The sequence below is a fragment of the Flavobacterium kingsejongi genome (assembly GCF_003076475.1).
Taxonomy (GTDB): Bacteria; Bacteroidota; Bacteroidia; order Flavobacteriales; family Flavobacteriaceae; genus Flavobacterium; species Flavobacterium kingsejongi.
On the sequence record NZ_CP020919.1, the window covers coordinates 2,184,323 to 2,209,176 of the forward strand.

Genomic DNA, 24,854 nt, shown 5'->3' on the forward strand with positions numbered 1-24,854 from the left:
AGGTCTGTTTTTATTTTAATTCTAAAACGTCTTTCATCGTGAAAACGCCTTTTTTATCCAAAAGCCATTCGGCTGCAATAACCGCGCCTAAAGCAAAACCTTCACGGTTATGTGCCAGGTGCTTGATCTCAATCTGATCGACATCAGAGTCATAATAGACGCTGTGTGTACCCGGTACATTTTCAATACGCTGGGCATCGATGTGGATGTCATGTACTCCGGCATCGTCCAGTTTCCAGGCGGTATAACCCGAATCGGCAATAATATCGTTTGCCAGTGTGATGGCTGTTCCACTCGGGGCATCCAGCTTTTGGGTATGGTGTATTTCTTCAATGCGGACTTTATATTGGTCAAACTTAGCCATAATGCGGGCCAGGTGACTGTTCAGTTCAAAAAAGATATTCACGCCAAGGCTAAAGTTTGATCCGTAAATGAAAGCGCCGTCTTTTGCTTTGCACAAGGCTACCATAGCATCATACTGGTCTAACCAACCTGTGGTTCCGGAGACTATTGGTGTATTAGTATCCAAACAGGCAGAAATGTTACACACTGCTGCGTCCGGGATACTGAAATCGATAGCGACATCTGCATTTTCAAGCCCTTCGTAAGAATCAGTGCTGGATTTTCGCATCGTAATCTCATGGCCGCGTTCCAAAGCAATCCGTTCGATTACTTTCCCCATTTTGCCATAACCTAAAAGTGCAATTTTCATTCGTATTATTTTTAAAAAGAATAATTTAAAGTCAGTCCGACATTGCGTTTGTAATCAATGTCGTTCTGTGGGAAGTCCGGTCTTAGCGAAAGGTTGTCATTGACGTTAAACTGCATCAAATGGGCACTAACATTCGCTTCGACGATATTCAGGATGTAAAAGCCCACCGTAATCAACAGGGATAAATCCCGGTTGCGCTGGTAGTATTTTTGGGCATCTACGATTCGTTCGGTTTTCAGGCGGCTCCAGTACGGATCAGCAGGATCGCTGGTTCCGGCAAGCCTTCGTTTGTATTCGTCACGGTAACGGTGGTATTGCCTGTTATTGCTGACATAGAAATAGGTACTCGTTCCAATCGCGAGGTATACGACCGGGACTTTCCAGTATTGGCGGTTATAGGCCTGTCCAAGACCCGGAAGGATTCCGGAATAAAAGGCGGCTTTGGCCGGGGAAAGCGGGTCAATTTCGTCACCTTTGATACTGTCAGCGGCAACCAGCTGCATTTCGGTAGTTTTGGCCTGGGCAAAAACAGAAAAATTTCCACAAAGGAAACCGAAAAGTGCTATGAGTGCAATATTCTTCACTAGTCCCTTATTAGTTTCATAATACGATTGAAATCCTCTTCGGAATGAAAAGGAATCGTGATTTTGCCTTTCCCATTCGCTGCAACTTTTACATCTACTTTGGTTCCGAAATAATTGGTAAATGCTTTCTTTTCGGATTCTTCGACATCAAAAGAGGTGGCTTTGGCTTTAGTAGCCGGTTTCGGCTTCAGGCTTTCCTGGTAGTTTTTAACCAGGGTTTCGGTTTCCCGGACAGAAAGATTCTGGCTTACTATTTTTTGATAGATATCGGTTTGGATATCCTGGTCTTCAATATTAATAATGGCACGCCCATGTCCCATACTGATAAAACCATCACGGATACCGGTCTGAATGATCGGATCCAGTTTTAAAAGGCGCAGGTAATTGGCAATTGTAGAGCGTTTTTTTCCGACCCGGTCACTCATCTGTTCCTGTGTCAGCTGGATTTCATCCATCAGGCGTTGGTAGGATAAAGCGATCTCGATAGGATCCAAATCATGACGCTGGATATTTTCTACCAGGGCCATTGTCAGGGATTCATTGTCGTTCGCAATACGGATATAGGCAGGTACAGCGGTAAGTCCGGCTAATTTAGAGGCCCTGAGTCGTCGTTCTCCCGAGATCAGCTGGTATTTGTTGAAATCCAGCTTTCGAACGGTGATCGGTTGGATTACACCAAGTTCCCGAATGGAAACCGAGAGTTCACGCAACGCTTCTTCGTTGAAGTTACTTCGGGGTTGGAAGGGGTTTATCTCAATCGCATCAAGTTCAAGCTCAACAATACTGCCAACGACCTTATCTGCATTCTTGTCATCTACAGATTTGATGTCATTTTCAGGATCTTTTAATAATGCTGATAATCCTCTTCCTAATGCTTGTTTTTTTATAGCCTTTGTCATAAACCTACTAACTGTTTTTCTTTATAATTTCTTCTGCAAGATGCAGGTAATTTGTTGCGCCTTTGCTGGTTGCGTCATAGTTGATGATGCTTTCTCCAAAACTCGGGGCTTCACTTAATTTTACATTACGCTGGATGACGGTATCAAAAACCATATCATGGAAGTGTTTTTGCACTTCTTCCACTACCTGGTTGGATAACCTCAACCTGGAGTCATACATCGTCAATAGTAACCCTTCAATATCTAACGCCGCATTGTGTATTTTTTGTACACTCTTAATCGTATTTAACAGTTTGCCTAATCCTTCCAATGCAAAATATTCACACTGAATCGGGATAATGACAGAGTCTGCTGCCGTAAGGGCATTCAGGGTTAAAAGTCCCAGTGAAGGGGCACAATCAATCAGGATATAATCATATTTGTCTTTGACACTTTCCAGCGCCTGTTTCAACATATATTCCCGATTTTCTTTATCTACAAGCTCGATTTCAATCGCTACCAGGTCAATATGAGCCGGAATAACGAAAACATTCGGAGCAGAACAGGTAATCGTTGCGTCATCCGGAGTGTTGCTGTGTTCTAATATCTGATAAGTCCCGATCTCGACAGTTTCTACATCAATACCTAAACCTGAGCTCGCATTGGCTTGAGGGTCAGCATCTATAAGTAAAACTTTTTTCTCTAAAACCCCTAAAGAAGCGGCTAGATTTACTGAGGTCGTTGTCTTTCCAACACCCCCTTTTTGATTGGCAATAGCAATGATTTTACCCATTTAAATTTTAAAATTTTGAACCGTAAAAATACAATTATTTATGGGTTTTGAAAATCTAATTTGTTAACAATTCCAGAAAGTACCAAAGTCGTACTGTATGATGGACATTAGGAGAGAATAGCGCAAGGATGCATAGTGGGATAATACCGAGGGCATAAAAAAAGGAAAGCCTTAAAAGGGTTGGAGCCTGCTGGAATGAAGCGTCGGATTCCTTTTTTGGGCTGTAGTGCCCGGAATTCCTGTGCTGTATTTTCCAGACTGCTGTCCCGTATTTGGGGGCAGCTGTCTCGTACCGGTTTAAGGCTTTTATGTCCTGATAAAAAGGACTTTATTCTTTGTTTTTCTTGGCTTTAATCATCGCTTCCAGCTGATCCCAAAGTGCTTCGGGTATCGCTTCCAGCAGGTTAAACTGCCCGGCGCCTTTTAGCCATTCGCCACCATCGATCGTAATCACTTCACCATTGACATAGGCAGAGAAATCGGAAACGAGGTAAGCGGCAAGATTGGCAAGTTCCTGGTGGTCTCCCACACGGTTCAGCGGCACTTTTTTGGCCATATCAAATTTTTCAGCCAGGTCTCCGGGAAGTAAACGGTCCCATGCTCCTTTGGTCGGGAAAGGGCCCGGTGCAATCGCATTGGTACGAATGCCATATTTAGCCCATTCGACAGCCAGGCTTCGCGTCATTGCTAGTACGCCGGCTTTGGCTGTTGCCGAAGGGACAACATAGGCCGATCCGGTCCAGGCATAGGTGGTTACTATATTCAGCACTGTGGCTGTTTCCTGTTTTTGGTCGATCCAGTGTTTTCCGAAAGCCAGTGTACAGTTTTTAGATCCTTTCAGTACAATGTCGATTACGGTATCAAAAGCATTGGCAGATAACCTTTCGGTAGGGGAAATAAAATTGCCGGCAGCATTGTTCAGCAATACATCCACTTTTCCAAAGGCTTTTAATACTGCCTGTAACATGTTTTCGACTTCGTCATAATGGCGAACATCACATTGTACGGGAAGGCATTGGCCTCCGGTTTGGGATTCGAGTTCCTGTGCGGTATTTTTTAGCTTGTCAAGATCCCGGGAGGTAATGGCTACTTTAGCACCCAGTTCCATGAAATATTTTGTCATTGCTTTTCCCAGGCCGCTTCCGCCTCCGGTTACTACGATTACTTTTCCTTCCAAAGCATCGTCACGAAGCATTTTCTTTGTAAAATCCATTCTGAATAATTTAGTATCGTAAATATATAAAATAATGGCTGACTTCGACCGTCCGAATCGCGTATTGCGCTTTTTTTGATGATTTTACCGCCTGGTCCGGATTGTGCCCGAATGGCTATTTCAGGTGCAATCATCAGGCTGTACACCGGTCATTACTCTCCCTGATGGAATCGGTAACCCAAAATTAACGGGATAGTTTATTCGCTTCGGGGACGATCCTTTTTCTCGGTTTTCGGGTAGTCGTTTTGGTTTCTGCAGCACTTTTGTTTGCCTGTTCACTACTGTAGAACTTTTGTATCGTTCGGGTAATGTGCACTGCCTTGTTGTAAATCGTATTAAAATCCCGAAGGGCTTCCATACTGGTTTCCGGCATTCCTAAAGGTGCATTTTTCATCATGCTGTGATCGGCAAGGCTTTCGGTAAGGGTACAGATCTGATCCAGGATTTCAACGGTGATTCCATCAGCTATCAGCTCACTTTTCAATTCCGGAGTGAGTTGGGTCGTAAACTGGTGCAGGAAACAGACCAAGGCTTTTTGGTTTTTGCCAATGATATTTTTCAGGTAGGTCTTGAAACCCAGTTGTTTCAACAGGTCTTTTTTGCGGGCCGGATTGTCTTTATAGTGTTTGTTGAACTGGGATTTGGCGACTGTCACGGTTTCAATTGCCCCGGGAAGGATGTCGGTCATCTGTTGATTCGCTTTTCGCAATGCGGCAACATCCTCTTCGTTCAGGTGTGTGCGTATGGCAACATTGATCTGGTCCATGATGCTGTCAAAATAGGGGTCTGCCCATATTTCGCGTTTGGATTGCAGCCAGGCCTTATTGGCAATCGCATTCTCGATTACGGTTGCTGCGGTAAGCACCATATCTACATCTTTAACTTTATAATCTCTTTTTCTTTCAGCCATACTACTTTAAATTTTTATTGTGCATTGATAGCAAAATTAAATAAACAAAAATGTTTATTTATGAATTTTAATAAATGTTTTTATTTCTATGGTACATTTATTATAGTAGTGGTCGGGGAGCGCCATGAATTACAGGGGGATTGCAATACATGGATTTGCGTACTGTTACGTTACGCTATAGTAAGATTCTATAGTGCCGTAAAGGTTGCGTGGCAAAGTTGAAAAAAATAAACGTAAAGCCGATTTATTTGGTATTTGTTTAACTAAAAAAAAGGCTTTTTTTAGTATCATTTGCGGAAGCGTGATTTTTTTTGAGCTACATTCGTAGACTATCTATCTTAATTCAGACTGCTATGCCGCTTTCATTCCTACGATGTTACTATTTTATAGTATTGGGTATTTTTTCCTTAAACGCGCAGGCGCAAATGACACCCAAGAAGTTTGCCAGCCCGGATTATGAGGAATTTGATCTTGTGGGTAAAGTAAAAAAATGTGTGTGGCAGGTTTGGGATTACGATGTTATAGGAACGAATACCGATTTATATTCGGGCAGTTATAAAGGGCAGGTGAGCAGTATTGCAGTTCATTTCAGCGGGGCTGGAATATTGTTGGATGCAACTGGGGAGCGCAGGGCCATCACAACGTATAGTGTGCAGCACCAGGCTATGGTTGCCAAAGCAGATAACGTAGTGCTGGAGCGGCTTTCCAAAGTACGGGGTACGGCGATTGATTATAATGATTATACGAAATATAGGGTATCGGTTTCGAAATTGCTGGCTCAGGATGCTTATTTTGAGTACCGCTATAATGCACAGGGTGACCTCATCACAATGGTGTACCGGGACAAAGATGAACCCCGGCATTTTACAATTACCTATCGGTATGATACGCAGGGAAATTGGGTGGAACGCATCCGTGCAGAAACGGGAGTACAGGAGCCAATCCAGAAAATAATACGGGAAATCACCTATTATTAAGCAATCGGGATTTTGACAATACTGTAGTGTAGGGGGACAGGGCTGCCATTTGTAAGGTATTATTCAGATTCATCCATCCATGCTGCGGGATACAGGGCATACAGGCGGTCTACTAATTCCTGTTGTTCGGGATCCTGCAGGTCTTTTAGGAATGATGTCAGGATCCAGATATGGCTTCGTTTATCAGGCAGTACGCGTGCGGTATCGGTAAAACGGTACAGGCAATGTTGGGAAGCGGCTGTTTTGCTGAGTACCAGTATGAATATAAATCCCCAGAAGGTAGCATCGCTAACGAGCGGGCAATTGTGTACGAACTGTATGTGTTCCAGCGCCCTGATGACACGTTGTACTATTTCTGGATTTTGTGCATAAGTCTGGAAGAGTGCCTTCTTTTTCCGCATATTGGGAAGGCTGCTGTACTTGTTGCACTGTACGATAACCTCCCTGTAGCGCATGTAATCGGTATAGGTGGTGGCGGTTACTTTCTCGGCATCGTTGGCTTCCAGTGCGCCAAAGAGAAAAGCGCCCTCGAGCTTATTAAAACAATTCCGTGGATAATGCTCTTCCATTACGGGCAGCAATTCCTGGAAAGCCTGCTGCAGGAATACATATTGTTTTGAAGTGCCGGGATGTATAACATGGCCCAGCCGCATTAGATGATAATAAAATAAAACAGCTTCCCGGTCGTCTAATCCGTAGGGAAGTTTCTTCATCATCGGAGTGATTTGATGGTGATGCAAAGGATAAAATCCACCCTGTGCCCATCCCTGAAATGCATTTTCTTCATCATTGATGAATTCCAACGCCAGTAGCGTTTTATCCATATTATTTTTTGTTTAAGCAGGTGAATGGCAAATATAACCATTGCTGTATTAAATAATGTTCGTTTTATGATGAAAAACAGTTTTTGTGTGAGTTTTTTATTTAAAAGACATTAAATGTATAAAAAAGCAACAGAAAGTAGTATTTGCCTTATTTTTTGATTGTACGGTTTATAGGAGGGGTATTGCGGTACAGTATATACTTTTTGCAGGAAGCGTATCTAAAGTTGCTATAGGTATGTATTGACCTTCGGTAGGGAGTAGTCGTTAGATTGTGTAAACGTAGAAATTGATTTTAATTTGATTTGAGATTTTAAGGCTTAGCCAAAAAACAACAGATCATTAAGTATAGAATTTAAAAGAACTACATTTAAATAATTTAAAAAGAGCGGATTATGATCGAAGATGGTAAATTACCCAAAGATTTTGCAAAGCAATTTAAAAACAAAGAAGACTTCCATACTTTTTTTCAAGACCTGTATAAACAAGGCATTGAACAGCTACTCCAGGGAGAATTGGATGCTCATCTGGGATATGAGAAGCATAATATTGACGGATACAATACAGGCAATAGCCGTAATGGTTCTTTCTCAAAGAATATAAAATCAGAGACTTTGGGCAATATGGTCCTGGCTATTCCCCGGGATAGAAATGGTGAATTCGAGCCTCAGGTCATCGGAAAAGGCCAATCGATGAGTGAAAAGATTGAAGATGCTATTTTAGGAATGTACAGTCGTGGAATGACCCGTAGTGATATTGTAGAACAAGTTAAAGAAGTTTATGGGATATCAGTAAGTGAGTCCACGATTTCGACCATCTCTGATAGAATACTGGCTGATGTTGATTTATGGACTAAAAGGGCTTTAGAACCACAGTATCTGATTGTTTGGATGGATGCTGTGCATATGAAAGTAAGAACAGATGGGAAATATGAAAACCATGCAATTTACATTGTAATCGGACTAAAAACAGATGGTAAGAAAGAAGTATTAGGAATGTGGCTAAATAAAGAAGAGTCGGCTTCATTTTGGATGACTGTACTCTCTGACATAAAATCTCGTGGAGTAAAGGATATTCTCATTGCCTGTACAGATAACCTTACCGGATTTACAAAAGCTATCAGAGGTGTTTTTCCAAATACAGAATCCCAGCTTTGCATTGTTCATCAAATAAGGAATAGCCTTAAGTTTGTAGTAGTTAAGGATAGAAAAGCATTTTGCAGTGCAATGAAAGAAGTATATACTGCAATAAATCAGGAAGAAGCCGTTTTAGCTCTGGCTGAATTTAAAAAAAACTGGGAAGCAAAATATAAATATGCCGTTTGCTCCTGGGAAAAGAATTGGGAAAATCTCATGCCTTTTTTGGCCTATCCTGCTGAAATCAGGAAAATAATGTACACCACAAATACAATAGAAAACTTAAACAGGGGAATTAGAAAATATACCAAAACAAAAGTGCAGTTCCCAGATGAAAAAAGCGTCAAGAAATCAGTCTATTTAGCAATACAAAATTGTGAAAAAAGCTGGATAAATGCAATACCAAGCTGGGGATTAATCATGAATCAGTTCTTGGTCATATTTGGAGAAAGGTGTAATATTAAACACTAAGAACTGTTTACACAAAATTTCGACCAGTCTCCTTCGGTAGGCGTGTTTACAATTTCTATAGGCGTGTATTGACCTTCGGTAGGTGTGTTTACAATTTCTATAGGCGTGTATTGACCTTCGGTAGGTGTGTTTACAATTTCTATAGGCGTGTATTGACCTTCGGTAGGTGTGTTTACAATTTCTATAGGCGTGTATTGACCTTCGGTAGGCGTGTTTACAATTTCTATAGGCGTGTATTGACCTTCGGTAGGTGTGTTTACAATTTCTATAGGCGTGTATTGACTTTCGGTAGGCGTGTTTACAATTTCTATAGGCATGTATTGATCTTCGGTAGGTGTGTTTGCAATTTCTATAGGCGTGTATTGACTTTCGGGAGGCGTGGATCGAATTTCTGTGTGTGTATTGGAAATGGAAGAATAGTTGTATTGGCTTTCGGTGGCTGCTTGTAATCGTTGAATGGGTATAAAAAATCCCGTGGGGTTGCGGGATTTATGGGCAGTGGTTTAGCGTTCGATTTTGGTTTCCCTTGCTTTGGTCGCCCTGCTGTTTTTAAGCGTCTTGGCAATTTTGATAAAGCTGAACTGATCCTTTATTGTGGGTTCTTGCTTGTAGAAGTTCTGCGCAATCCGGCTAATGCTGATTACCGTATCATATACTGCATTGAATTCCGTGATACTTTCAACAGTAGTGTTTTTACGGTTTCCTTTTTGGGTTTCCTGAAATACATTGGTTCCTGCGAGTGCATCGGCCTGGGCGACGATTGCTTCCAGTGTTGCTGCTGCAGTACCTTTGGCAATAATAGCGGCTTTTAGGTTTTCATTCAGGTTGGTTTTAAACTGGAAAAGCAGATTGATCATGGATTCCTGGCTGCTGTTCCGAACGCCTTCCATGTAGGTGGTAAAGCCGAGTTGCTTTAGGATTTCATCCCGAAATCCAGGTTCTGATTTAAAATCTTCTTCAATCTGCACTTTTACTTCTGCCAGGTCTTTTCGGGCAGCAAGCTGGATCGTAGCTACTTCCTGGGTGGCGTTACGCAATTCTTTGGCACCGTCAATACCCAGATGTACCTGGATCGCGGTATCAATTCGCGTTTTGATGTCTTCAAAGTAAGAATCGCCCCAATTTTCCCGTTTGGATTGCAGGAAGGTTTTGTTTGCAATCGCGTTTTCAATGAGCGTAGCAGCTGTCATTAGCATTTCGACATCTTTGACATTGTAATTTCTGGCTTTGTCCATAATTGTAAGGTATTTGAAATTAATAAAAATAAGTTACATACTATTTCGGGGAAGCAAGACTTGTTATAATATTGTATGATATTGAGATTAACGTTTGTTTTTTATTGATGTTGTGTTGTAATTGTAAAATAAAACACTTTTAACATCATTTATTTTTCTTTAGAGGCTCCAGCTGTACCAGGACGCATCATTTGTTTTTAATTAACAATGTGTGTTAAAATTATTTTTAAATTAGGTTGGAAATGGATAATTACTAAATTTACGAAACCTATTCTACCCCTAAAAACAGGTTTTGTGTACCGCAATGCCTATTTGCTTCTTTACTAATTTTAATTATAGATAATGATGAGAAAACAATTGGGTTCAGAAATTGGGGTATGCGGGGTGGTACTGATACTGCTTTGGATTGGTATTTTTAAATTTACGCCTGTTGAAGCTCACGCGATTCAAAGACTGGTGGAGTACAGTCCGCTGATGTCCTGGATGTACAAGGTAGGCAGTGTTCAGGCGGTATCGAATGTCATTGGGATATTTGAAATTATCACTGCATTTTTATTGGCAATTTCGCCTTTTTCAAAAAAAATCGCTTTTATGGGTGGGCTTTTAGGTACTGTTATCTTCTTGACAACCCTGACTTTTTTACTGTCCACACCGGGTGTATTCCGGATTGTGGATAATGTTCCGGTAACCGACTTCTTTATCTTAAAGGATATTATGGCCTTGGGAATCTGCCTGCAGGTCCTTTTAGACCACTGGCCGGAAAAGCGAAAAATAACAGCATAAAAAAATCCCGGAATACAGCGTATTCCGGGATTTTTTTATGCATTTCAGTATAGCTTTATCTTAGAAAATACGGGATTCAGGTTTGGATTCAAAAATGGTATCCAATGCTGAAAGGAGGGGAGCATCTAATAGCGGTGCCACAGTGGCGGCTTTGAGGTTGTCCTCCAGTTGCCCGGTAGTGGAAGCGCCAAGCAGGACAGTGGAAGCATTAGGATTTTTAAGGCACCAGGCAATGGCCAATGCTGCCGGAGTACACCCGATCGTTGTAGCAATTTCCATCAGCTGATTGACCTGCCCGATTCTTTTTTCGGTATGCATCACGTCTTTCAGCCACGAAAAACCTGCAGTAGTGAGGCGGGATCCTTCTGGAATGCCTTTGTTGTATTTTCCGGTAAGCATGCCACTGGCCAACGGGCTCCAGGTTGTTGTTCCCATTCCAAATTGTTTGAAAAGCGGCAGGTAATCCAATTCCATTTTATCCCGGTAGAAAAGGTTGTATTGTGGTTGTTCCATAGAGGGGCCAATGAGGTTGTAACGTGCTGCGGCATAATGGGCTTCGGTTATGGCCTGTGCACTCCATTCGCTGGTACCCCAATAGAGAATCTTGCCCTGGTTGATCAGGATGTTCATCGCCCATACAATTTCGGCAACAGCGACATGGGGATCGGGACGGTGGCAGAAATACAAATCGAGGTAATCGGTTTTAAGGCGTTGCAGTGCTTCTTCACAGCCTTCTATGATGTGCTTCCGGTTTAGTCCTTTTTGGGAGGGCCTGGTTGCTGCACCATGTGCGCCAAAATAAACCTTGGAAGAGAGGATGTAACTGCTTCGGTCCCAGCTTTTTTTAGCGAATACTTTTCCCATGACTCTTTCACTTTCGCCATCGGCATAGACTTCCGCATTGTCAAAAAAGTTTATCCCGGCGTCATAGGCCGTACCGGTAAGGCTGTCAAATTGCTTTTCGTCTACTTTCATTCCTGTAGACAGCCAGGTGCCCAGTGATAATTCGCTTAGGGGAAGCCCGGTGTTTCCCATGTATCGGTAGTTCATAATGTATAATTTTAAAATTAGTAAGTAGGATATTTTGGAATATATGTTCCATTTTTGCTGCAGTTTATTTTACGCCTTGCAGCCATCCCAGGCCGATTGGATGAAAAATTCAATGTCCTGTTCGGAGATTATGATGTACTGGCTGTGGTGGAGTTTGACTAATGCCAGTAAGGATCCGCTTGTAAAACCAATCCATTTCCTGATAGCACCCGGTTTTATAATTTCCAGTGCCTGGCCGTCAGTGTATACCTGATCTAATACTTCAAGGTGGAGGCTGCCCTGGTGCTTGGCTTCGGGATTTATGGTTGGGGAATAATAGAACTGCTCGAGGAACATAAAGTCCAGCGGTTCCTGCAGGAAATACTGCATCATCTTTTTCCATAGGTATACAAAACGTTGTTTTACAGGTTTCGTATCGTCGTACCCTTCCATAATCAGCTGTGCTTCTTTGCGTTTTAAGTGGAAGTAGAGTTCATTTAATAATAGTTCCTTGGTAGGGAAATAGTTGTAAATGGTACCCATTCCCGTATGGGCCGCTTTGGCAATTTCGGACATTGGTGTGGCATGTATTCCTTTGGAAACGATAAGCTGGAGGGTTTCCTGAAGGATTTGCTCTTTTTTTGTCATGGTGTTTGGTAATTGATACCATCAAAAGTAGAGTTTTGGAATGAATATTCCAAAAGTTTGCAATTTAAAACTTTTTAAAGTCCTACTGTTGGTGTGTAACACGCATTTTGTATTTCAATTTTTATATATTTAGGGGATAAAAGCATGAGGGGATACTCTGTATGCTATCAATACTACTTTTATGATGAAAGCAATCACCTGTCCTTATGCCTGGGACTGCGGAATTACATTTGAACCTGAAGCATTAAGTAACCACAATCTGGACTTTTTACAAACTGCGACAGAAAAAAGAATGACTTTTATGATGCTGGATTGTCCACATTGCTCCCGTGAATTTAATTTTGATACCGTAGCATGGCAGGCAACTGGGATGGGCTATACTGATCCTGCTATTCCAGTTGCAAAGCAGAAAAAAACGGTTCCACAATTAAAAGCTATTCTTAAAAAAGCAAAGATTGAAATCCCGGCTCCTTATTTGGATTATCTGAATAGTGGTCACTTTCGTCCCGAACTGACCGTTTTTGAATCGGAAGCACATTTTATCGTGTATGATCTTGCGGAACTTTGTGAACCGACCGTAGTGGACGGAAAGTCTTACCTCACAGTAGCGCAATTAAAGGGTTTTGCACATTCCCTGGCAGCGCTCTTTCCTTTCCCTAAAAAGGATACATCTGAATTTACATGGGCTATGCTTTCTGAATGCCTGGTTATAGGGTACGAGGGTACCCGTTTGCTGTTTATCGATTGCCGGGACAACAACGATTTGTGGATTTTTCATCCTGACGGAGGTGATGTGGAGCAAACACACCTAACCATAACGGCGTTATCGGAGCAAACACCATAGCTTTAATGGCTGTAAAGTAACGGCTTATTTCTTTTTGGCTTTCAGGAGCCGGCTATAGGTGTTGGCTTCCTGCAGTAAAATTTTTTCCGGATCGAGGGCATCGTCTTCAAACCGGTTGTGTCCGGTAGTACTAAGATCTCCCAGATGATTTTCTTTAAAATAGTACCGGCCTTCAAACGTCCGGCTTGTTTTGGTATAGTCAAAAGTGCCTTTGGATTCAGTATAGTCATAGGCATTGAATACTTCATACACAAAAATCAGCTGACCATCCTTAAAATAATATTCGATTTGAGTCATACCGTTGGAAAGTCCTATTGTGGCCACAATTTTACGGAGCTGCCCCTTTTTATAATATCCGGAAAGCTCCCGTCCTCCATCAGTGGGAGTGTCTAAAAAGGCACTGTTGTCGAGTGTGACCTTTTTTAGGCTTTTGTCGGCAGCAATTGCCTGGTATTCTTTTTTGATGGCCAATAGGTCCTGTGCTTTCGTTTGTGCTCCAACAGTAGGGGACAAAGCAAAAAGGAATAACAGGAGGAGGAATTTAGGATAGGCCATAGCTGTAGATTAAAGACTTGTTTTTTGCTGGTCCATGAATAGGGTTAACTGACGGGTAAAGTCATCGAGTTCTTTCAGCTGTGGGTATAACGCTTTCAGTAATTGTCGTACTTCCTGCGGATTGTGCTGTGGGTCTTCGATTTCTTCGGCTATACCCAACATGTTGGAGATAGGGTGACGCACTTTGTGGTTGGTGATAAACAGCATTTCTTCCAATGCTTTCCGCTGCTTTTCTTTGATCCCTTCTTTCCGGTCGCGGACGATACGATAGCGAATAATCACATAGGCCACCACCCAAACGGATAATACCGAAAGCGCGCGGTCGATATAAACGGAAGTACGGGTGCTGCCAAAATAGGCAAGATTTTCCAAAATAAGGAAGGAGATGATTGCGGCAAAAATGACAATTGTTTTCTTGCTACTATCGATAAGCATCGGAAGCGCAGCTAAATAGAGCATTCCGATAGCGGTCCCAGGCGGGATATAATAATCCAGGATAAATACAAATACGATGGTAATAATGGCCGCAAGCTGCGAAGAACTGATGATGTTTTTCATACACAAAGGAATCTTGAATGAAGTTAATTTACGACTTTATTCTGAAAAAAGGGAGGGGACGCCTGAATCTGAATGAATTATGGTGCAAAAGTAAAATATTATTATATACAAAAAACAAAAAAGCGCTACTTGCTTCGAAAAGAAGCAAATGAACATGTAGGCATTACAGATAAGAGCCTTAGCTACTGAAAACAGTACCCATAACAGTGTTATTGTGCTTGTTTTTACGGTTTTACCGTAACCTACTAAAGGCTATTTGGGGTTAACTTGCCTTTAAATTACGAAACCCAATGGGAAAGACGATTATAACTATTGAAATGAGCGATAAACTGAAAACATCCCCACAATTATCGTATGAAGAGAATAAGAGATATGTACTGGATCAATTGAAAAAAATCATAGCGCATGAAGAGATGAAAATTATCACCTACATCGAAAGTAAGGAAACCCGGAATACCTATGTGATGCTGGATTCCGATGCCGTAAAATAAAGTACTACCCAATAAAATTCTACAATAAAAAACACCTTACAGGGTGTTTTTTTTATGCCTTAGTAATTAGAGGTTTACGATTTCCTGTAGGAAAGCAATTCGTTCCTGTACGGTTTTTTTAGGCACTTCAATAATGGTGTATCCATAATCCTGATAGGTTTCGGCCATTACAGTATGGGTACGCACGGCTTCTGCCCAATCCTGTTTTCGTTCGCTATCAGTAGTATAAATCGCTTTCCAGGGTGGGAGCAGGAATACCGATTTATGATACCGGTAATCCCAGGCTGCCTGCTCCATCTCAGTACTGATTTCCAATCCAATTAAACGGGCATAACAAAGGGTGTCGGGAAGGCCACGGTCGAAAAAAGCCGGGCTGTTGTTTTGGGCGGCTTCCTGATAGGAAACGATAGAACGTTCCAGCATGAGTTGGGTATAGCGTTCCCGGTTTTTCCAGGGCAGCGCATCACCACCGGTTTCCATTTGTTCCTTTATAATATCCCGGGCTACTTCGGGAATGGTTCGGAATCCGGAGGTATGGAGAGCTTCAATCAAAGTGGTTTTTCCGCATCCGGGACCACCTGTAAGGACAAAATAAGGGTGTTGCTCTGTGGGTAACATGTAGTATAAATTAGGTTACTATTCGATTTCCAGTCGGTGTTCGGGGCTACTGGCATGGTCAAAAACAACAATTAGGGGAAAAGAAACGGCTACAGTATCAGTTGGGAACCAGTTTCGGTTGTCTTTTACCAGTATCAATAGGCCTGTTTCATCACCCAAGGCTGTAAAGTTTTCTGCAGCCGGCTGTTTGGTGTATACTTCGAGCGGATAGCGCTCTATTAGTTGCTCTGCCAGTTTAGGCACATCATGGGTTACAATCCCAATTTCACTTATAGCGACTATAGCGGTACTGTCAAAGGGTTGCGTGGAAGCGGTAGCGCTATCAAAACGGGCAATGCATTCCAACAGGTTGCCATTATTGTCATAAAAGTAAAACGATTTGGCATTCCACAATGTAAATTCTGAAAAATCGGATTCGGGACTTACAGGCAGAATGGCAGTGCGGGGTTGGAGCCAGGCATAGGCTTCCTCCAGTTGGTTGTGGGGAATGTCAAGCGCAATATGATAGACTGGATTGCTATTGGGCACCAGTGTAAATTGTACAAGGGTAGTTCCTAAATAAAAGGTTACCTGGTTTTCCTGCTTATGCCTGACAGGTATTTGTAAAACAGTAGTGTAAAAATCGATTGTGGCAGCAAGGTTGCCAGTAGTGAGGTATAGGGCTTTAATTTTCATGTGGAGCGTGTATTAAGTGTAACAGGGTTACCTGATAATGCTCCTTCAAATGTACAACCTCCATTGCCATAACCTGCGTTCAGGGCAATGATAGTGTCGATACTAACATAACCAGAACTGATACAGGTTTTTTAAAAGCGCAACTTTTTGGCTGCCATATCCGTTTTCCATTCCGAAGGAAAAAGACCATTCTTGTCTTTCTCGATCCGGCCCATAATGGAAGCGATTTCATGGCGTATTTTTATGGGTAGGGTATAAAATGCAGCATCCACTTGTATATTCCTTTCTGAATCGAGTGGGCTTTCATGGTGGCGAATCATAATTTTCCTGCCTTTGTAAAGCACCAGGATTTTTATTTGCCCATAAGGGCCTGCATCTTCTCCTATGGTTCCCCATACGATTATGGGATCGGTGAGGCCATCACCATCCAGGTCTTTTAGCGTAAGGTATTTGGTCCAGAAGGTAATCGAAAACTCATCGGATACCTCGTCTTCTTTGGGTTTGATATAATCGAATACAGTAGCTTCGGTTTGGAGTACTCCTGATTTTTCAGTAATTAAAAAAGCACGAATGCTATCATTAAGCACGCCATCCTTTGTTTTTTGGTACTCCCTTTCGGTAAGGGCCAGGTAATGCAATCCCGAAGTGTCCCTGTAGCTATAAGTTCGAAAGATTGGAAAGGTAATCTTAAGGTTTTTTCGGACTGCTGGCGTTATTACTTTTGCAGCAGTAGCTGCATCAAGCAGGTTTTCTACAGGTTTTTGGGACCAGCAGTTTAGCGGTAGGAGGAGTAACAGGAATATTGTTCGGAGCATCTGGGATTGTTTTTACTTATAGAAATCTTTCATGTATTGCTCTTTGTCGCAACCGCCAAAATCGATAATGCCATTAAACCCATCATAATAGCAGGTTTTGGAAACGGTCGTTTTATTGATGATGGTCAGGTAGGAATAATCGGGTGCGAAAAGGACAAACTTATTTTCTTTTTTCAAATCCCAATAGATCCCATTGTCGCTATTCGGATTTTTAGTGCCTTTACCATAGCGTGCCATAAGGCGTTTGCCTACTTCAGGGATGTCTTTGTCCTTGAGCTGTATCATGCAGGCATATACGTTAGGGTCGGCTTTAAATTCCGCTAATAACTTCCGGATGGCTTCATTGGATTTAGCCGGCTTCATATCAATTGAAGCACCACCAGTACCGGATTCCATACGTTTTTTGAGGGTTTCTGTAGCGACTTTGGAATGGATTTTAAAGTACACATCCACAACATCCAGCGCATAGCCATCAATACTGTAATTGGGGCTGTCACTGACCCATACCGCGAGGGAATTGGGGGCTTCCATTGTGGATATTCCAATAAGGACGTTTTCTTTCCCGGCATAGACTACTTTTTCGAGCGGTTCATCCATGGACAATGACAGCAGGTCAATAGTAGGTATCGTTTTTTGACAGGAAAGCAGGACCAAAAGCAGTAGCAGGGCAATCGGGATGGATCTTTTCATGATTCTCAGGGCTATTTTTTTCTTGGGTTTACCAATGGCAGTGCTTTATAAACACTATTGTGAAGTATCGTCAGGTGGTTTTCCTCCGGCATTGGTGTCCAGTAGACGGTTAGTTTTTTAGGATCTGCTTTTTTCAGTGTTTTCGACAATTGTGCAGCATCTTTTTCCATTTGTTTGCCTTCGGTTCCTACGGCAAGAAAAACGGTAGTTGGAGTCTCAGGAAGATTTTTTAGCAATTCCGGAGCCTGATTTAGCAGGGATTCGTCATCCCACCATAAACTTGGACTGATAATAATGTAGTTATTGAATAAAGCTGGTTTTTTCAGCAATATCTCTGTTGCAAGCAAACCTCCCAATGATTGCCCGATCAGGGTTTTGGTTCCATTGGTTTTGTATTTTTTTTCAATGTAAGGTTCTAATTCTTTTTCGACAAAGGCAATAAATTTATCGGAATTACCACTGGAAGGCATACTAACTTTATCGGCACGTATGGAAGTAGGATAAGTGAAATCCCTTTTTCGGTCAACATTTGCGATACCTACTACAATAGAATTGGGCATGGCCTGGATCATGGATTGAAATTGGATTAATCCGGCGATATGGAGGAAGTCTTCATTCACGCTGCCATCCAGAAGATAGATCACAGGATATTTCATATCGGAAGTGTTGGAATAACCGTCCGGGAGGTAAATATTCAGGATCCGTGTTTCGGCTAATTCCTTAGATTGTACCGCATCAATAATACCGATAGACAACGGCTGTGTGGTTGTCTTTTCTATTGTTTTATGGACTTTCTTCTTGTACTTTTTCTGGGCGTGTAGCGGCAAGGCGAAGAGCGCAATTACCATTACACATAGTAGATTTTGTTTCATAAGAGGTGATTTAAGGTGGTTTAATACAACCAAATATACAGAAGTTTGTGTAAAAAATACAATTGGCAGGGCGAATTGTGATAAATGCATATGCCTGTCAAGGCATTTGAGGCATAAAAAAAGCCGGATGTAAGCATCCGGCTTTTATTGAGCGTATCTGAAAATTATTTTTTACTCCCGCTGATCATGTTGGAAACGATTCCTTTTTCGGAGGTCATTTCGGCAATCAGGACGCCACCGATATGAAGGACGATAAAGGTGATGGCATAATATAACGATTGGACATGTACGGTTTCCATGGCATCTTTAAGTGTTTTAGGCCCATTAACCACCATAAATCCGGTAAACAGGGAAACGCATACCAAACCATAAAACAGGATATAAATCCAGGATTTGAATTTTTCTTTGGTGCTGCTATCGGGTGCAAAAGGATTGGCAAATCCCACTCCCTGCCTGATTGTGATAGCAATCCGGATAACATAAAGTCCGATAAGGACATAACCGGCTATTACATGGTACTGCCACATGGGGCGCCGTACTTCTTTACCAATTTTAGCTGCGTCTTCTTTACTGATGGTAATCCCGGACTGGCTGAGGTTCTCCTGGATAATATTGCCCATACTTCCTTTATTCATCCAGCCTGTCCGAAGGAATACGGTGAGGAGTATAAAAAGGAAGGTAAGAGCAAGCGCCCAGTGAATCAGGCGGTTGGCAAGATTAAATTTATTCGTTTTCATGATGAAAGGTTTTGAAATGATATTTGGGTTATGCGGGTTCTACATGGATCATTACATCGGAGAACTGTGGCAGTTTTTCCTGTATGTGGTTTTTGACTTCATGGGCAATAGTGTGCCCTTCGGCAACGGTGAGGTCTTTGCCTACCCGGATGTGCAGGTCGGCATGGCTCATGATTCCCATTTTTCGAGTCATGCATTTCTCCACATTAACGACGCCATCAACTTCATTGGCTAATTTTTTCAAGGTATTGCCAAGTTCGGGATCCAGCTGTTCATCCAGGAGTTCTCCAATTGCAGGGCGGCAGATTTTATAAGCATTGATAATAATAATCCCTGATGCGAGCAAGGCTGCCCAGTCATCGGCAACTTCATAGCCCGGACCACCGATGAGCCCGATTGTAATTCCGATAAAGGCTGCGGCAGAGGTGATCGCATCACTACGGTGGTGGAATGCATCTGCTTTGACCACTTCACTATTGATTTCAGTTCCTGTTTTAATCACATACCGGAATAGTACTTCTTTGGTAAGAATGACCAGCACTAAAATAATTAATGTAAAGGCTTTTGGTGTTTTGTGCGGGGTATTGATATTTTCGATGCTCTCCCGGGCTATCACGAAAGCCGCAATGCATAACGCAAGTGCAATTCCGAGTGCAACCAGTGCTTCTGCTTTTCCGTGTCCATACGGATGTTCCTCATCTGCGGGTTTGGCAGACCATTTTAAGCCGACCCATAACAGGGCTGACGTAACAATATCTGCTGTGGATTCGATGGCATCTGCAATCAATGCATAGGAATTGCCATATATTCCTCCAAGTCCTTTTATTACGGCTAAGATGGCACTGACGATAATGCCGATAAGCGTTGATTTTAACGCCTTTTTTGAGGTGTCTGATTTGAGGTTTGTAACTTCCATCCTAAATTTTTATGCTAAATAATTACCTTTATTACTAAATGTACCAAAAAGAGAAACATTCTTTTCTTTTTTAGTATCATGATTGTCTGTCGGAAATTAAACTACTGATGGAGGGCGGAAGAGTGCGGCCAAGGCCGGGTTATTATGTTGGTTTGCCTTGTAAAAAGGGACTTTAAGATCTTGAGTAGCATGTACGACTACAGGAATATAGTGCCGCTGAACGGGAATGTACAGTAGGCTTGGGGAATGGAAATCGAATTTTTTTAATGGTAGTTGCATATCGCGGGCCTCATCGTCGTCATTCTGATCCTGTCCCCAGTAATGCATTGCCAGGAAATCGATAGCACTTATAGCAGGCTTTTGCTGGTGGTGTTCGGCAAAATGTTCTACCAGTACGGGAATTTTAAAAAGTTGATACACAACAGAATTGTTGGCAGCAATCAGAAAAATTAATATGTAGAGGTATATTTTTTGCACGTCACAAAAATAAGTTTAAAAAAGGGCTTTACAAAATAAACACTGCCCAAATAGGAACAGCAGTGGCATCTCTAAAATACGGTATAAAAAAAGACAGCATAAATGCTGTCTCAGTAGTAAGTGTGATGGTAGGTATTATCGTGCAGCAATAGTTTCTACAAACATTTCATTTTTGTATTTCATGACAAAAGTCAATTTGCCTAAAGCTGAATTTTTAACGTCAAATTTTTTGGTCAGTTCCTGTTTTCCAGTCATCGTTTCATTGTATAACTCTACATTATTCTGATCGTATACTTTAATTTCTACCGGAGTTCTTTCCGTATTCGGGATCGTAACCGTTACCATTCCGTCTTTGTTGAGCAAGGTTGGTTTTGCAATTTCAGCAACCGCTTTTTCAGAGATAGTAGCTGTTTTATTGCGTACCTGTATTTCATAACGTGCTACTTTAGATCCTGTTTCCGCTTCTAAAAAATACGTTCCGTTTGGGAAAGCTGTAAGGTCATATTTTCTGTTGGTATTGTTTTTACCGAAAATTGTTTCTTCAAAAAGCAAATCGTTTTTAGTGCTGTACAAGGACAGGTGTACCGATTTTACTTCGTTAATGGAAAAACTTACCATTTTTCCTGTTTCACTTTTTACTTTCAGCAGGATGTCTGCTTCATTGGCATGCGCCCCAAAAGAAAGTACGCTCATCGCCAGAACTAAACCGAATTTCATTACATTTTTCATAGTAGCCCTTTTTTAGTATTTTGTTAGGGCTAATTTAAGGAGCAAGTATAATTTTTATCGCTGCCATATTGGCTAATATCTATGGTATATTGTCTTTACGAAAACGTTTTCATGTTAAAAAAGGCAATTTTGTATATTTATTTTGATTAACTTGCGGTATAAATCCGATTGAAAATGAAGATCATCAAGCCTGCTTTAGAACTTATTGTGCCTTCTTTTGGGAGTTCATTTTATTATTCCCGTTATGTGGAAAACGAGAATATCAAGACCCATGTATGGCATTACCATCCCGAAATTGAATTGGTATTTGTAAATGGTGGTTCCGGCAAGCGCCAGATAGGGAGCCATATTTCGTATTATACCGATGGCGACCTCATCCTGATTGGCAGTAACCTGCCACATTGTGGGTTTACGGATGACCGCACGGGAAATACAAATGAAACAGTAATCCAGATGGCCCCTGACTTTTTAGGACCTGATTTTCTAAAACTTCCCGAAACCCGGAATATTACAGCACTTTTTGAGCGTGCCCGTGGTGGTATTGCTTTTGGTGCCGAGACTAAAAAAAATATGGGTGCTACTATTGAAGCAATGGCAGGGCTATCGCCATTGGAACGTTTGCTTTCGATGATCCATGTATTGGATGCATTGGAGCAGGCTACCGACTTTAAGGTATTGAATGCTGCGGGTTTTTCGATGGAAACGCAGGTACAGGACAATGATCGTATCAATATGGTCTTTAACCATGTGAAAGATCATTTCCGGGAACCGATCAGCTTAGAAGAAGTGGCGGCAATGGCTAGTATGACTGTACCTTCTTTTTGCCGGTATTTTAAAAAGATGACCAAAAAGACCTTTACGCGTTTTGTGAATGAATACCGTATTGTGCATGCGCTGAAACTACTGGCCGAAGAACCGATGGGAATTACGGATATCAGCTATGAAAGCGGGTTTAACAATTTCAGTCACTTCAATACGTCATTCAAGGAATTTACCGGAAAAAGTGCCTCTCAATACCGACAGGAACTCCGTTCTGTCATGAAATAAATTCCGGTACTAAGCGTGTTACCATAAAGTAATTTTCGCAAGGTACTTCCTGTACTTATTTCTTCAATTTCTTTACGATCCAGGGTAAGGTGAGCCCTTGTCCCAGCAATGTAAAAAGCACGACTACCACCGAAATAAAAATAATCTCATTCCGGAAAGGGAAGGGTGTCCCATCGGATAAGGTGGTGGGTAAACCGATGGCCAGGGCGAGGGATACAATGCCTCGCATTCCGGCCCAGCTGATGATAAGGCTGTTGGAAAAATCCAATAACGCTTCTTCGGAGACTTTTCGTTTTTGGGATTGAAAGGCGCGTTGTAAATTAATCTTTTGCAAAAATACCCTCGCCAGCCGTAATCCTAAGGCTACAATAGTAATGATAAGTGCATAACCGATATAAGGCAGCACCTGGGTTTTGTCGATGTTTTTCAATACATAGGGAAACTCGAGTCCAATCAGGATAAAAATTAAGCCATTGAGCAGGAAAACGATAATATCCCAAATGGTCCTGGACTGCTCTTTTAGGTTTTCCGGGAATACATTGCGGCTGATGCGGGACATTCCCAAGCCTAAAACAACAACAGCAATGACGCCCGAAACACCAAATTCTTCCGCAATCAGGTACGTCACAAACGGGATTACGATAATAAAACTAATGGTCACCATCCTGTCCCGGTGAACCAGTTGGAGCAGGCTTGTGAGGAGTTTACCCATGAGCATCCCAATCAGGAAACCACCCCCCATAAGGAATAAGAATTCCAAAGAAGCTTTCCAGAAAACAAATGAGGCTCCGGTTACTGCAGCTACGGCAAAACGGTAGGCTACTAAGGCAGAGGCATCGTTGACCAGGCTTTCGCCCTCCAGTATCGTTGTGGTTTTATGGGATAGCCCCAATCCTTTGGTGATACCAATGGCGGCTACGGCATCTGTGGCCGAAAGGATGGCCCCGAGCACAAAAGCCCCGGGCCAGTTCATATCCGGAATTAGGGAATGAGCGGTAACAGCGATGCCGGTAGTGGTCAGGAAAACCAAACCAATAGACAATGTTCCGATGGTATTGCCATGGGTTTTGAAATCCTGGAACGAAATATTAAAAGCCGCATCATAGAGCAATGGGGGCAAAAAGAGCAGGAAAACAACTTCCGGGCTCAGTTCAATTACGGGCATGGTAGGAATAAACCCAATTGCAATTCCGGCAGTGATTAATAAAATAGGATAGGGCAGTTTGATTTTATCGGCTATGGCCGTAAGGGCAATCATTATGACCATAATGAATATGACGATGCTGTAATTTTCCATTAATACGATTTAAGTTAGGCTATCATTTTGACCGCCAGGATGTGTTTGCAAATTCCCCTTTTCCCCTGATAGGCCGTAAACCAGTCACAGGTACAGCGTTGGCTTTTGGCATCGATAGTTACTTTGTGGAAAACCCCGGAACCTTTTACAATGGCTTCCACATGGCCGTTGGTATTGGCCACGATCTGGATGTCTTTATTATCGATTAGTTTTTTTGCGTTTTTGAGCCTTGGATTTAAACTCAGGATGCGTTCTGTTTTAAAGGGTAACTGTCGGTAGAAATGATTTCTTTCGGTTAGGTCATAGCCCAGAAGCCCGATGGACGATAAACTTGATGTTAGGTGATCCATGGTGCCAAAGTCAATATCATTTTCGATAGCCAGCATAGTAGGATCAAATGCCTCATTGGATTTTAATAGCTTGTTCAGGCCGAAGATCCATTCTTCGGGCAGGCTTTGGGTCATGTTTTCCAAGGCTTTGCCTTCACCGGAAAACCCTCTGTAGGCGTCGGGAGAGAATGCCATCAGTAATTGCATCTTAGGAAAATCACACACTAACGCACAGGTCTGTTTGTCGGAAGATTCATAAATCGATATTTTTTCTACAATAGGCAAAATGCCTTCGAGCAACCGCAACCGCTGTACTCCGCCAATTCTCACACTGTCTGGTGTAGCCAGTGTGGAAAACATACATTTTCCGGCTCTTTTGGTGATGAAGAAATCCCCTTTTATAGTGCCTTTGGGCAAACTTTGGAACAATTGTATGGCCTGTAACCTGCTTACTTCTAACTTGAGGTCCATATCGGCCAGGTAAAGCTGCACACTGGTAAGCCCTTTTATCCATCGTGTAGGGAGTGTTACTTTTTTTTCTGATGCACTGGTTTTGGCTGTAATCACCTGTACTTCCTGTTGCCCTACAGCCAATGTTACTTTCTCTCCTTTTTGTATCGCATTCAGTGCATTCAGCAGCGGATCATTGAAATCTACATTAGTGGTGCCACTGGCGATGAATTCACCATCAATGGCTTCGGGTTTCATGTCGAGTCTTACATAGACACCATTGCAGGAAGAGAAGCCTTCAAACCGCATGCGTTCGGCACCTGCAGAGACAATTGGATCCCGCAAACTGGGCGGTACGGGACCAAAGCTGGAGCGCACGACTTTCGCAAGGGTAGCCCAGCATTTTGCAGTAGTGTAAGGCTCCGTGAGTGTACCCCAGAAAAAGCAGGGTATACTATTTACAGTTTCAATTTCCGTTTGATGAGCCAACACCAAATTATGAATGCCGTTTGTTTTGGTATGGGTAGAAACGCTTTGATAATCGTATTGTAAATCCGTCATGTG

The 24,854-nt window shown here is 42.2% G+C and carries 30 protein-coding genes; 6 read left to right on the forward strand and 24 right to left on the reverse strand.

Going from position 1 to position 24,854, the window contains the following annotated elements; translation table 11 throughout:
- Positions 1-10: 10 nt before the first annotated feature.
- The 6 genes from dapB to FK004_RS09580 all read right to left on the reverse strand — a co-directional run bounded on the left by dapB (position 11) and on the right by FK004_RS09580 (position 5,090).
- Positions 11-712 carry a 4-hydroxy-tetrahydrodipicolinate reductase gene (gene dapB, locus FK004_RS09555; RefSeq protein ID WP_108737065.1) on the reverse strand — a complete coding sequence of 234 codons (702 nt, stop codon included), beginning with the start codon at positions 710-712 and terminating at the stop codon, positions 11-13.
- Between the two features lie 11 nt (positions 713-723).
- Complete coding sequence (locus FK004_RS09560) at positions 724-1,296, reverse strand: DUF5683 domain-containing protein (RefSeq protein ID WP_108737066.1); 573 nt, start codon at positions 1,294-1,296, stop codon at positions 724-726.
- On the reverse strand, positions 1,296-2,195 hold the full coding sequence (locus FK004_RS09565; protein WP_108737067.1) for a ParB/RepB/Spo0J family partition protein: 900 nt from the start codon (positions 2,193-2,195) through the stop codon (positions 1,296-1,298). Before FK004_RS09565 ends, FK004_RS09560 begins: the two co-directional genes overlap by 1 nt.
- A 7-nt stretch (positions 2,196-2,202) precedes the next feature.
- On the reverse strand, positions 2,203-2,967 hold the full coding sequence (locus FK004_RS09570; RefSeq protein WP_108737068.1) for a ParA family protein: 765 nt from the start codon (positions 2,965-2,967) through the stop codon (positions 2,203-2,205).
- Positions 2,968-3,295: 328 nt separating this feature from the next.
- Positions 3,296-4,180 carry an SDR family oxidoreductase gene (locus FK004_RS09575; RefSeq protein ID WP_170108553.1) on the reverse strand — a complete coding sequence of 295 codons (885 nt, stop codon included), beginning with the start codon at positions 4,178-4,180 and terminating at the stop codon, positions 3,296-3,298.
- A 184-nt stretch (positions 4,181-4,364) separates the two neighbouring features.
- Entirely contained in the window at positions 4,365-5,090 is a 726-nt protein-coding gene (locus tag FK004_RS09580; RefSeq protein ID WP_108737069.1) for a hypothetical protein, read from the reverse strand.
- A 425-nt stretch (positions 5,091-5,515) separates the two neighbouring features.
- On the opposite strand from FK004_RS09580, the gene FK004_RS09585 reads away from it, so the two are divergent.
- Positions 5,516-6,067 carry a hypothetical protein gene (locus FK004_RS09585; RefSeq protein WP_108737070.1) on the forward strand — a complete coding sequence of 184 codons (552 nt, stop codon included), beginning with the start codon at positions 5,516-5,518 and terminating at the stop codon, positions 6,065-6,067.
- Positions 6,068-6,126: 59 nt separating this feature from the next.
- Here FK004_RS09585 and FK004_RS09590 read toward each other — a convergent pair whose 3' ends face one another.
- A complete protein-coding gene (locus FK004_RS09590) occupies positions 6,127-6,891 on the reverse strand; it encodes a hypothetical protein (protein WP_108737071.1) in 765 nt (254 codons plus the stop codon).
- Between the two features lie 392 nt (positions 6,892-7,283).
- On the opposite strand from FK004_RS09590, the gene FK004_RS09595 reads away from it, so the two are divergent.
- Positions 7,284-8,495 (forward strand): IS256 family transposase, encoded by a 1,212-nt coding sequence (locus FK004_RS09595; RefSeq protein WP_108735429.1) that lies wholly within the window; start codon positions 7,284-7,286, stop codon positions 8,493-8,495.
- Here the strand turns inward: FK004_RS09595 and FK004_RS09600 are convergent.
- Positions 8,492-8,812, reverse strand: a complete 321-nt coding sequence (locus tag FK004_RS09600; RefSeq protein WP_108737072.1) for a hypothetical protein — start codon at positions 8,810-8,812, stop codon at positions 8,492-8,494. The genes FK004_RS09595 and FK004_RS09600 overlap by 4 nt on opposite strands.
- A gap of 186 nt (positions 8,813-8,998) precedes the next feature.
- A complete protein-coding gene (locus FK004_RS09605) occupies positions 8,999-9,730 on the reverse strand; it encodes a hypothetical protein (protein ID WP_108737073.1) in 732 nt (243 codons plus the stop codon).
- Between the two features lie 342 nt (positions 9,731-10,072).
- On the opposite strand from FK004_RS09605, the gene FK004_RS09610 reads away from it, so the two are divergent.
- Positions 10,073-10,513: a DUF417 family protein gene (locus FK004_RS09610; protein WP_227871574.1), complete on the forward strand. Its 441-nt coding sequence runs from the start codon at positions 10,073-10,075 to the stop codon at positions 10,511-10,513.
- 60 nt (positions 10,514-10,573) lie between these two features.
- Here FK004_RS09610 and FK004_RS09615 read toward each other — a convergent pair whose 3' ends face one another.
- Both FK004_RS09615 and FK004_RS09620 read right to left on the reverse strand, forming a co-directional pair.
- Complete coding sequence (locus FK004_RS09615; RefSeq protein WP_108737075.1) at positions 10,574-11,563, reverse strand: aldo/keto reductase; 990 nt, start codon at positions 11,561-11,563, stop codon at positions 10,574-10,576.
- 69 nt (positions 11,564-11,632) lie between these two features.
- Positions 11,633-12,190 (reverse strand): TetR/AcrR family transcriptional regulator, encoded by a 558-nt coding sequence (locus tag FK004_RS09620; protein WP_108737076.1) that lies wholly within the window; start codon positions 12,188-12,190, stop codon positions 11,633-11,635.
- 181 nt (positions 12,191-12,371) lie between these two features.
- Here FK004_RS09620 and FK004_RS09625 point away from each other — a divergent pair, with 181 nt between their 5' ends.
- Positions 12,372-13,034, forward strand: coding sequence for a hypothetical protein (locus FK004_RS09625; protein WP_108737077.1), 663 nt, complete (start codon positions 12,372-12,374; stop codon positions 13,032-13,034).
- Positions 13,035-13,058: 24 nt separating this feature from the next.
- Here the strand turns inward: FK004_RS09625 and FK004_RS09630 are convergent, their stop codons facing one another.
- Complete coding sequence (locus tag FK004_RS09630; protein WP_108737078.1) at positions 13,059-13,589, reverse strand: hypothetical protein; 531 nt, start codon at positions 13,587-13,589, stop codon at positions 13,059-13,061.
- 9 nt (positions 13,590-13,598) lie between these two features.
- Positions 13,599-14,147, reverse strand: coding sequence for an ATP-binding protein (locus FK004_RS09635; protein WP_108737079.1), 549 nt, complete (start codon positions 14,145-14,147; stop codon positions 13,599-13,601).
- 290 nt (positions 14,148-14,437) lie between these two features.
- Here FK004_RS09635 and FK004_RS09640 point away from each other — a divergent pair, with 290 nt between their 5' ends.
- On the forward strand, positions 14,438-14,638 hold the full coding sequence (locus tag FK004_RS09640; RefSeq protein WP_108737080.1) for a hypothetical protein: 201 nt from the start codon (positions 14,438-14,440) through the stop codon (positions 14,636-14,638).
- A 66-nt stretch (positions 14,639-14,704) separates the two neighbouring features.
- Here the strand turns inward: FK004_RS09640 and FK004_RS09645 are convergent, their stop codons facing one another.
- The 9 genes from FK004_RS09645 to FK004_RS09685 form a co-directional block, all read right to left on the reverse strand.
- Positions 14,705-15,256 (reverse strand): AAA family ATPase, encoded by a 552-nt coding sequence (locus FK004_RS09645; RefSeq protein WP_108737081.1) that lies wholly within the window; start codon positions 15,254-15,256, stop codon positions 14,705-14,707.
- Between the two features lie 18 nt (positions 15,257-15,274).
- The gene (locus FK004_RS09650; protein ID WP_108737082.1) at positions 15,275-15,931 is read right to left on the reverse strand and encodes a VOC family protein; all 657 of its coding nucleotides are present in this window, start codon (positions 15,929-15,931) and stop codon (positions 15,275-15,277) included.
- A 131-nt stretch (positions 15,932-16,062) separates the two neighbouring features.
- Positions 16,063-16,746 carry a M949_RS01915 family surface polysaccharide biosynthesis protein gene (locus FK004_RS09655; protein WP_108737083.1) on the reverse strand — a complete coding sequence of 228 codons (684 nt, stop codon included), beginning with the start codon at positions 16,744-16,746 and terminating at the stop codon, positions 16,063-16,065.
- Positions 16,747-16,758: 12 nt separating this feature from the next.
- Complete coding sequence (locus FK004_RS09660) at positions 16,759-17,436, reverse strand: hypothetical protein (RefSeq protein WP_108737084.1); 678 nt, start codon at positions 17,434-17,436, stop codon at positions 16,759-16,761.
- A gap of 11 nt (positions 17,437-17,447) precedes the next feature.
- A complete protein-coding gene (locus FK004_RS09665; RefSeq protein ID WP_227871575.1) occupies positions 17,448-18,308 on the reverse strand; it encodes an alpha/beta hydrolase in 861 nt (286 codons plus the stop codon).
- Positions 18,309-18,472: 164 nt separating this feature from the next.
- Positions 18,473-19,045 (reverse strand): cytochrome b/b6 domain-containing protein, encoded by a 573-nt coding sequence (locus FK004_RS09670; RefSeq protein ID WP_108737085.1) that lies wholly within the window; start codon positions 19,043-19,045, stop codon positions 18,473-18,475.
- A gap of 28 nt (positions 19,046-19,073) precedes the next feature.
- Positions 19,074-19,961 carry a cation diffusion facilitator family transporter gene (locus FK004_RS09675; RefSeq protein ID WP_108737086.1) on the reverse strand — a complete coding sequence of 296 codons (888 nt, stop codon included), beginning with the start codon at positions 19,959-19,961 and terminating at the stop codon, positions 19,074-19,076.
- A 96-nt stretch (positions 19,962-20,057) separates the two neighbouring features.
- Positions 20,058-20,438, reverse strand: coding sequence for a hypothetical protein (locus FK004_RS09680; RefSeq protein ID WP_108737087.1), 381 nt, complete (start codon positions 20,436-20,438; stop codon positions 20,058-20,060).
- A gap of 135 nt (positions 20,439-20,573) precedes the next feature.
- Positions 20,574-21,167, reverse strand: a complete 594-nt coding sequence (locus FK004_RS09685; RefSeq protein WP_108737088.1) for a hypothetical protein — start codon at positions 21,165-21,167, stop codon at positions 20,574-20,576.
- Positions 21,168-21,341: 174 nt separating this feature from the next.
- Between FK004_RS09685 and FK004_RS09690 the strand changes: the two genes are divergently transcribed.
- Entirely contained in the window at positions 21,342-22,214 is an 873-nt protein-coding gene (locus FK004_RS09690) for an AraC family transcriptional regulator (RefSeq protein WP_108737089.1), read from the forward strand.
- A 55-nt stretch (positions 22,215-22,269) separates the two neighbouring features.
- Here FK004_RS09690 and FK004_RS09695 read toward each other — a convergent pair whose 3' ends face one another.
- Both FK004_RS09695 and FK004_RS09700 read right to left on the reverse strand, forming a co-directional pair.
- Positions 22,270-23,511 (reverse strand): Na+/H+ antiporter, encoded by a 1,242-nt coding sequence (locus FK004_RS09695; RefSeq protein WP_108737090.1) that lies wholly within the window; start codon positions 23,509-23,511, stop codon positions 22,270-22,272.
- 14 nt (positions 23,512-23,525) lie between these two features.
- Positions 23,526-24,851, reverse strand: a complete 1,326-nt coding sequence (locus FK004_RS09700; RefSeq protein WP_108737091.1) for an SWIM zinc finger family protein — start codon at positions 24,849-24,851, stop codon at positions 23,526-23,528.
- Positions 24,852-24,854 lie beyond the last annotated feature (3 nt).

Excerpts from the sequence above, each read along its gene's own strand:
- dapB (WP_108737065.1), bottom strand. The coding sequence starts at position 712 with ATGAAAATTGCACTTTTAGGTTATGGCAAAATGGGGAAAGTAATCGAA.
- FK004_RS09565 (WP_108737067.1), bottom strand. The coding sequence starts at position 2,195 with ATGACAAAGGCTATAAAAAAACAAGCATTAGGAAGAGGATTATCAGCA.
- FK004_RS09570 (WP_108737068.1), bottom strand. The coding sequence starts at position 2,967 with ATGGGTAAAATCATTGCTATTGCCAATCAAAAAGGGGGTGTTGGAAAG.
- FK004_RS09575 (WP_170108553.1), bottom strand. The coding sequence starts at position 4,180 with ATGGATTTTACAAAGAAAATGCTTCGTGACGATGCTTTGGAAGGAAAA.
- FK004_RS09580 (WP_108737069.1), bottom strand. The coding sequence starts at position 5,090 with ATGGCTGAAAGAAAAAGAGATTATAAAGTTAAAGATGTAGATATGGTG.
- FK004_RS09585 (WP_108737070.1), top strand. The coding sequence starts at position 5,516 with ATGACACCCAAGAAGTTTGCCAGCCCGGATTATGAGGAATTTGATCTT.
- FK004_RS09590 (WP_108737071.1), bottom strand. The coding sequence starts at position 6,891 with ATGGATAAAACGCTACTGGCGTTGGAATTCATCAATGATGAAGAAAAT.
- FK004_RS09595 (WP_108735429.1), top strand. The coding sequence starts at position 7,284 with ATGATCGAAGATGGTAAATTACCCAAAGATTTTGCAAAGCAATTTAAA.
- FK004_RS09600 (WP_108737072.1), bottom strand. The coding sequence starts at position 8,812 with ATGCCTATAGAAATTGTAAACACGCCTACCGAAAGTCAATACACGCCT.
- FK004_RS09605 (WP_108737073.1), bottom strand. The coding sequence starts at position 9,730 with ATGGACAAAGCCAGAAATTACAATGTCAAAGATGTCGAAATGCTAATG.
- FK004_RS09610 (WP_227871574.1), top strand. The coding sequence starts at position 10,073 with ATGATGAGAAAACAATTGGGTTCAGAAATTGGGGTATGCGGGGTGGTA.
- FK004_RS09615 (WP_108737075.1), bottom strand. The coding sequence starts at position 11,563 with ATGAACTACCGATACATGGGAAACACCGGGCTTCCCCTAAGCGAATTA.
- FK004_RS09620 (WP_108737076.1), bottom strand. The coding sequence starts at position 12,190 with ATGACAAAAAAAGAGCAAATCCTTCAGGAAACCCTCCAGCTTATCGTT.
- FK004_RS09625 (WP_108737077.1), top strand. The coding sequence starts at position 12,372 with ATGATGAAAGCAATCACCTGTCCTTATGCCTGGGACTGCGGAATTACA.
- FK004_RS09630 (WP_108737078.1), bottom strand. The coding sequence starts at position 13,589 with ATGGCCTATCCTAAATTCCTCCTCCTGTTATTCCTTTTTGCTTTGTCC.
- FK004_RS09635 (WP_108737079.1), bottom strand. The coding sequence starts at position 14,147 with ATGAAAAACATCATCAGTTCTTCGCAGCTTGCGGCCATTATTACCATC.
- FK004_RS09640 (WP_108737080.1), top strand. The coding sequence starts at position 14,438 with ATGGGAAAGACGATTATAACTATTGAAATGAGCGATAAACTGAAAACA.
- FK004_RS09645 (WP_108737081.1), bottom strand. The coding sequence starts at position 15,256 with ATGTTACCCACAGAGCAACACCCTTATTTTGTCCTTACAGGTGGTCCC.
- FK004_RS09650 (WP_108737082.1), bottom strand. The coding sequence starts at position 15,931 with ATGAAAATTAAAGCCCTATACCTCACTACTGGCAACCTTGCTGCCACA.
- FK004_RS09655 (WP_108737083.1), bottom strand. The coding sequence starts at position 16,746 with ATGCTCCGAACAATATTCCTGTTACTCCTCCTACCGCTAAACTGCTGG.
- FK004_RS09660 (WP_108737084.1), bottom strand. The coding sequence starts at position 17,436 with ATGAAAAGATCCATCCCGATTGCCCTGCTACTGCTTTTGGTCCTGCTT.
- FK004_RS09665 (WP_227871575.1), bottom strand. The coding sequence starts at position 18,308 with ATGAAACAAAATCTACTATGTGTAATGGTAATTGCGCTCTTCGCCTTG.
- FK004_RS09670 (WP_108737085.1), bottom strand. The coding sequence starts at position 19,045 with ATGAAAACGAATAAATTTAATCTTGCCAACCGCCTGATTCACTGGGCG.
- FK004_RS09675 (WP_108737086.1), bottom strand. The coding sequence starts at position 19,961 with ATGGAAGTTACAAACCTCAAATCAGACACCTCAAAAAAGGCGTTAAAA.
- FK004_RS09685 (WP_108737088.1), bottom strand. The coding sequence starts at position 21,167 with ATGAAAAATGTAATGAAATTCGGTTTAGTTCTGGCGATGAGCGTACTT.
- FK004_RS09690 (WP_108737089.1), top strand. The coding sequence starts at position 21,342 with ATGAAGATCATCAAGCCTGCTTTAGAACTTATTGTGCCTTCTTTTGGG.
- FK004_RS09695 (WP_108737090.1), bottom strand. The coding sequence starts at position 23,511 with ATGGAAAATTACAGCATCGTCATATTCATTATGGTCATAATGATTGCC.
- FK004_RS09700 (WP_108737091.1), bottom strand. The coding sequence starts at position 24,851 with ATGACGGATTTACAATACGATTATCAAAGCGTTTCTACCCATACCAAA.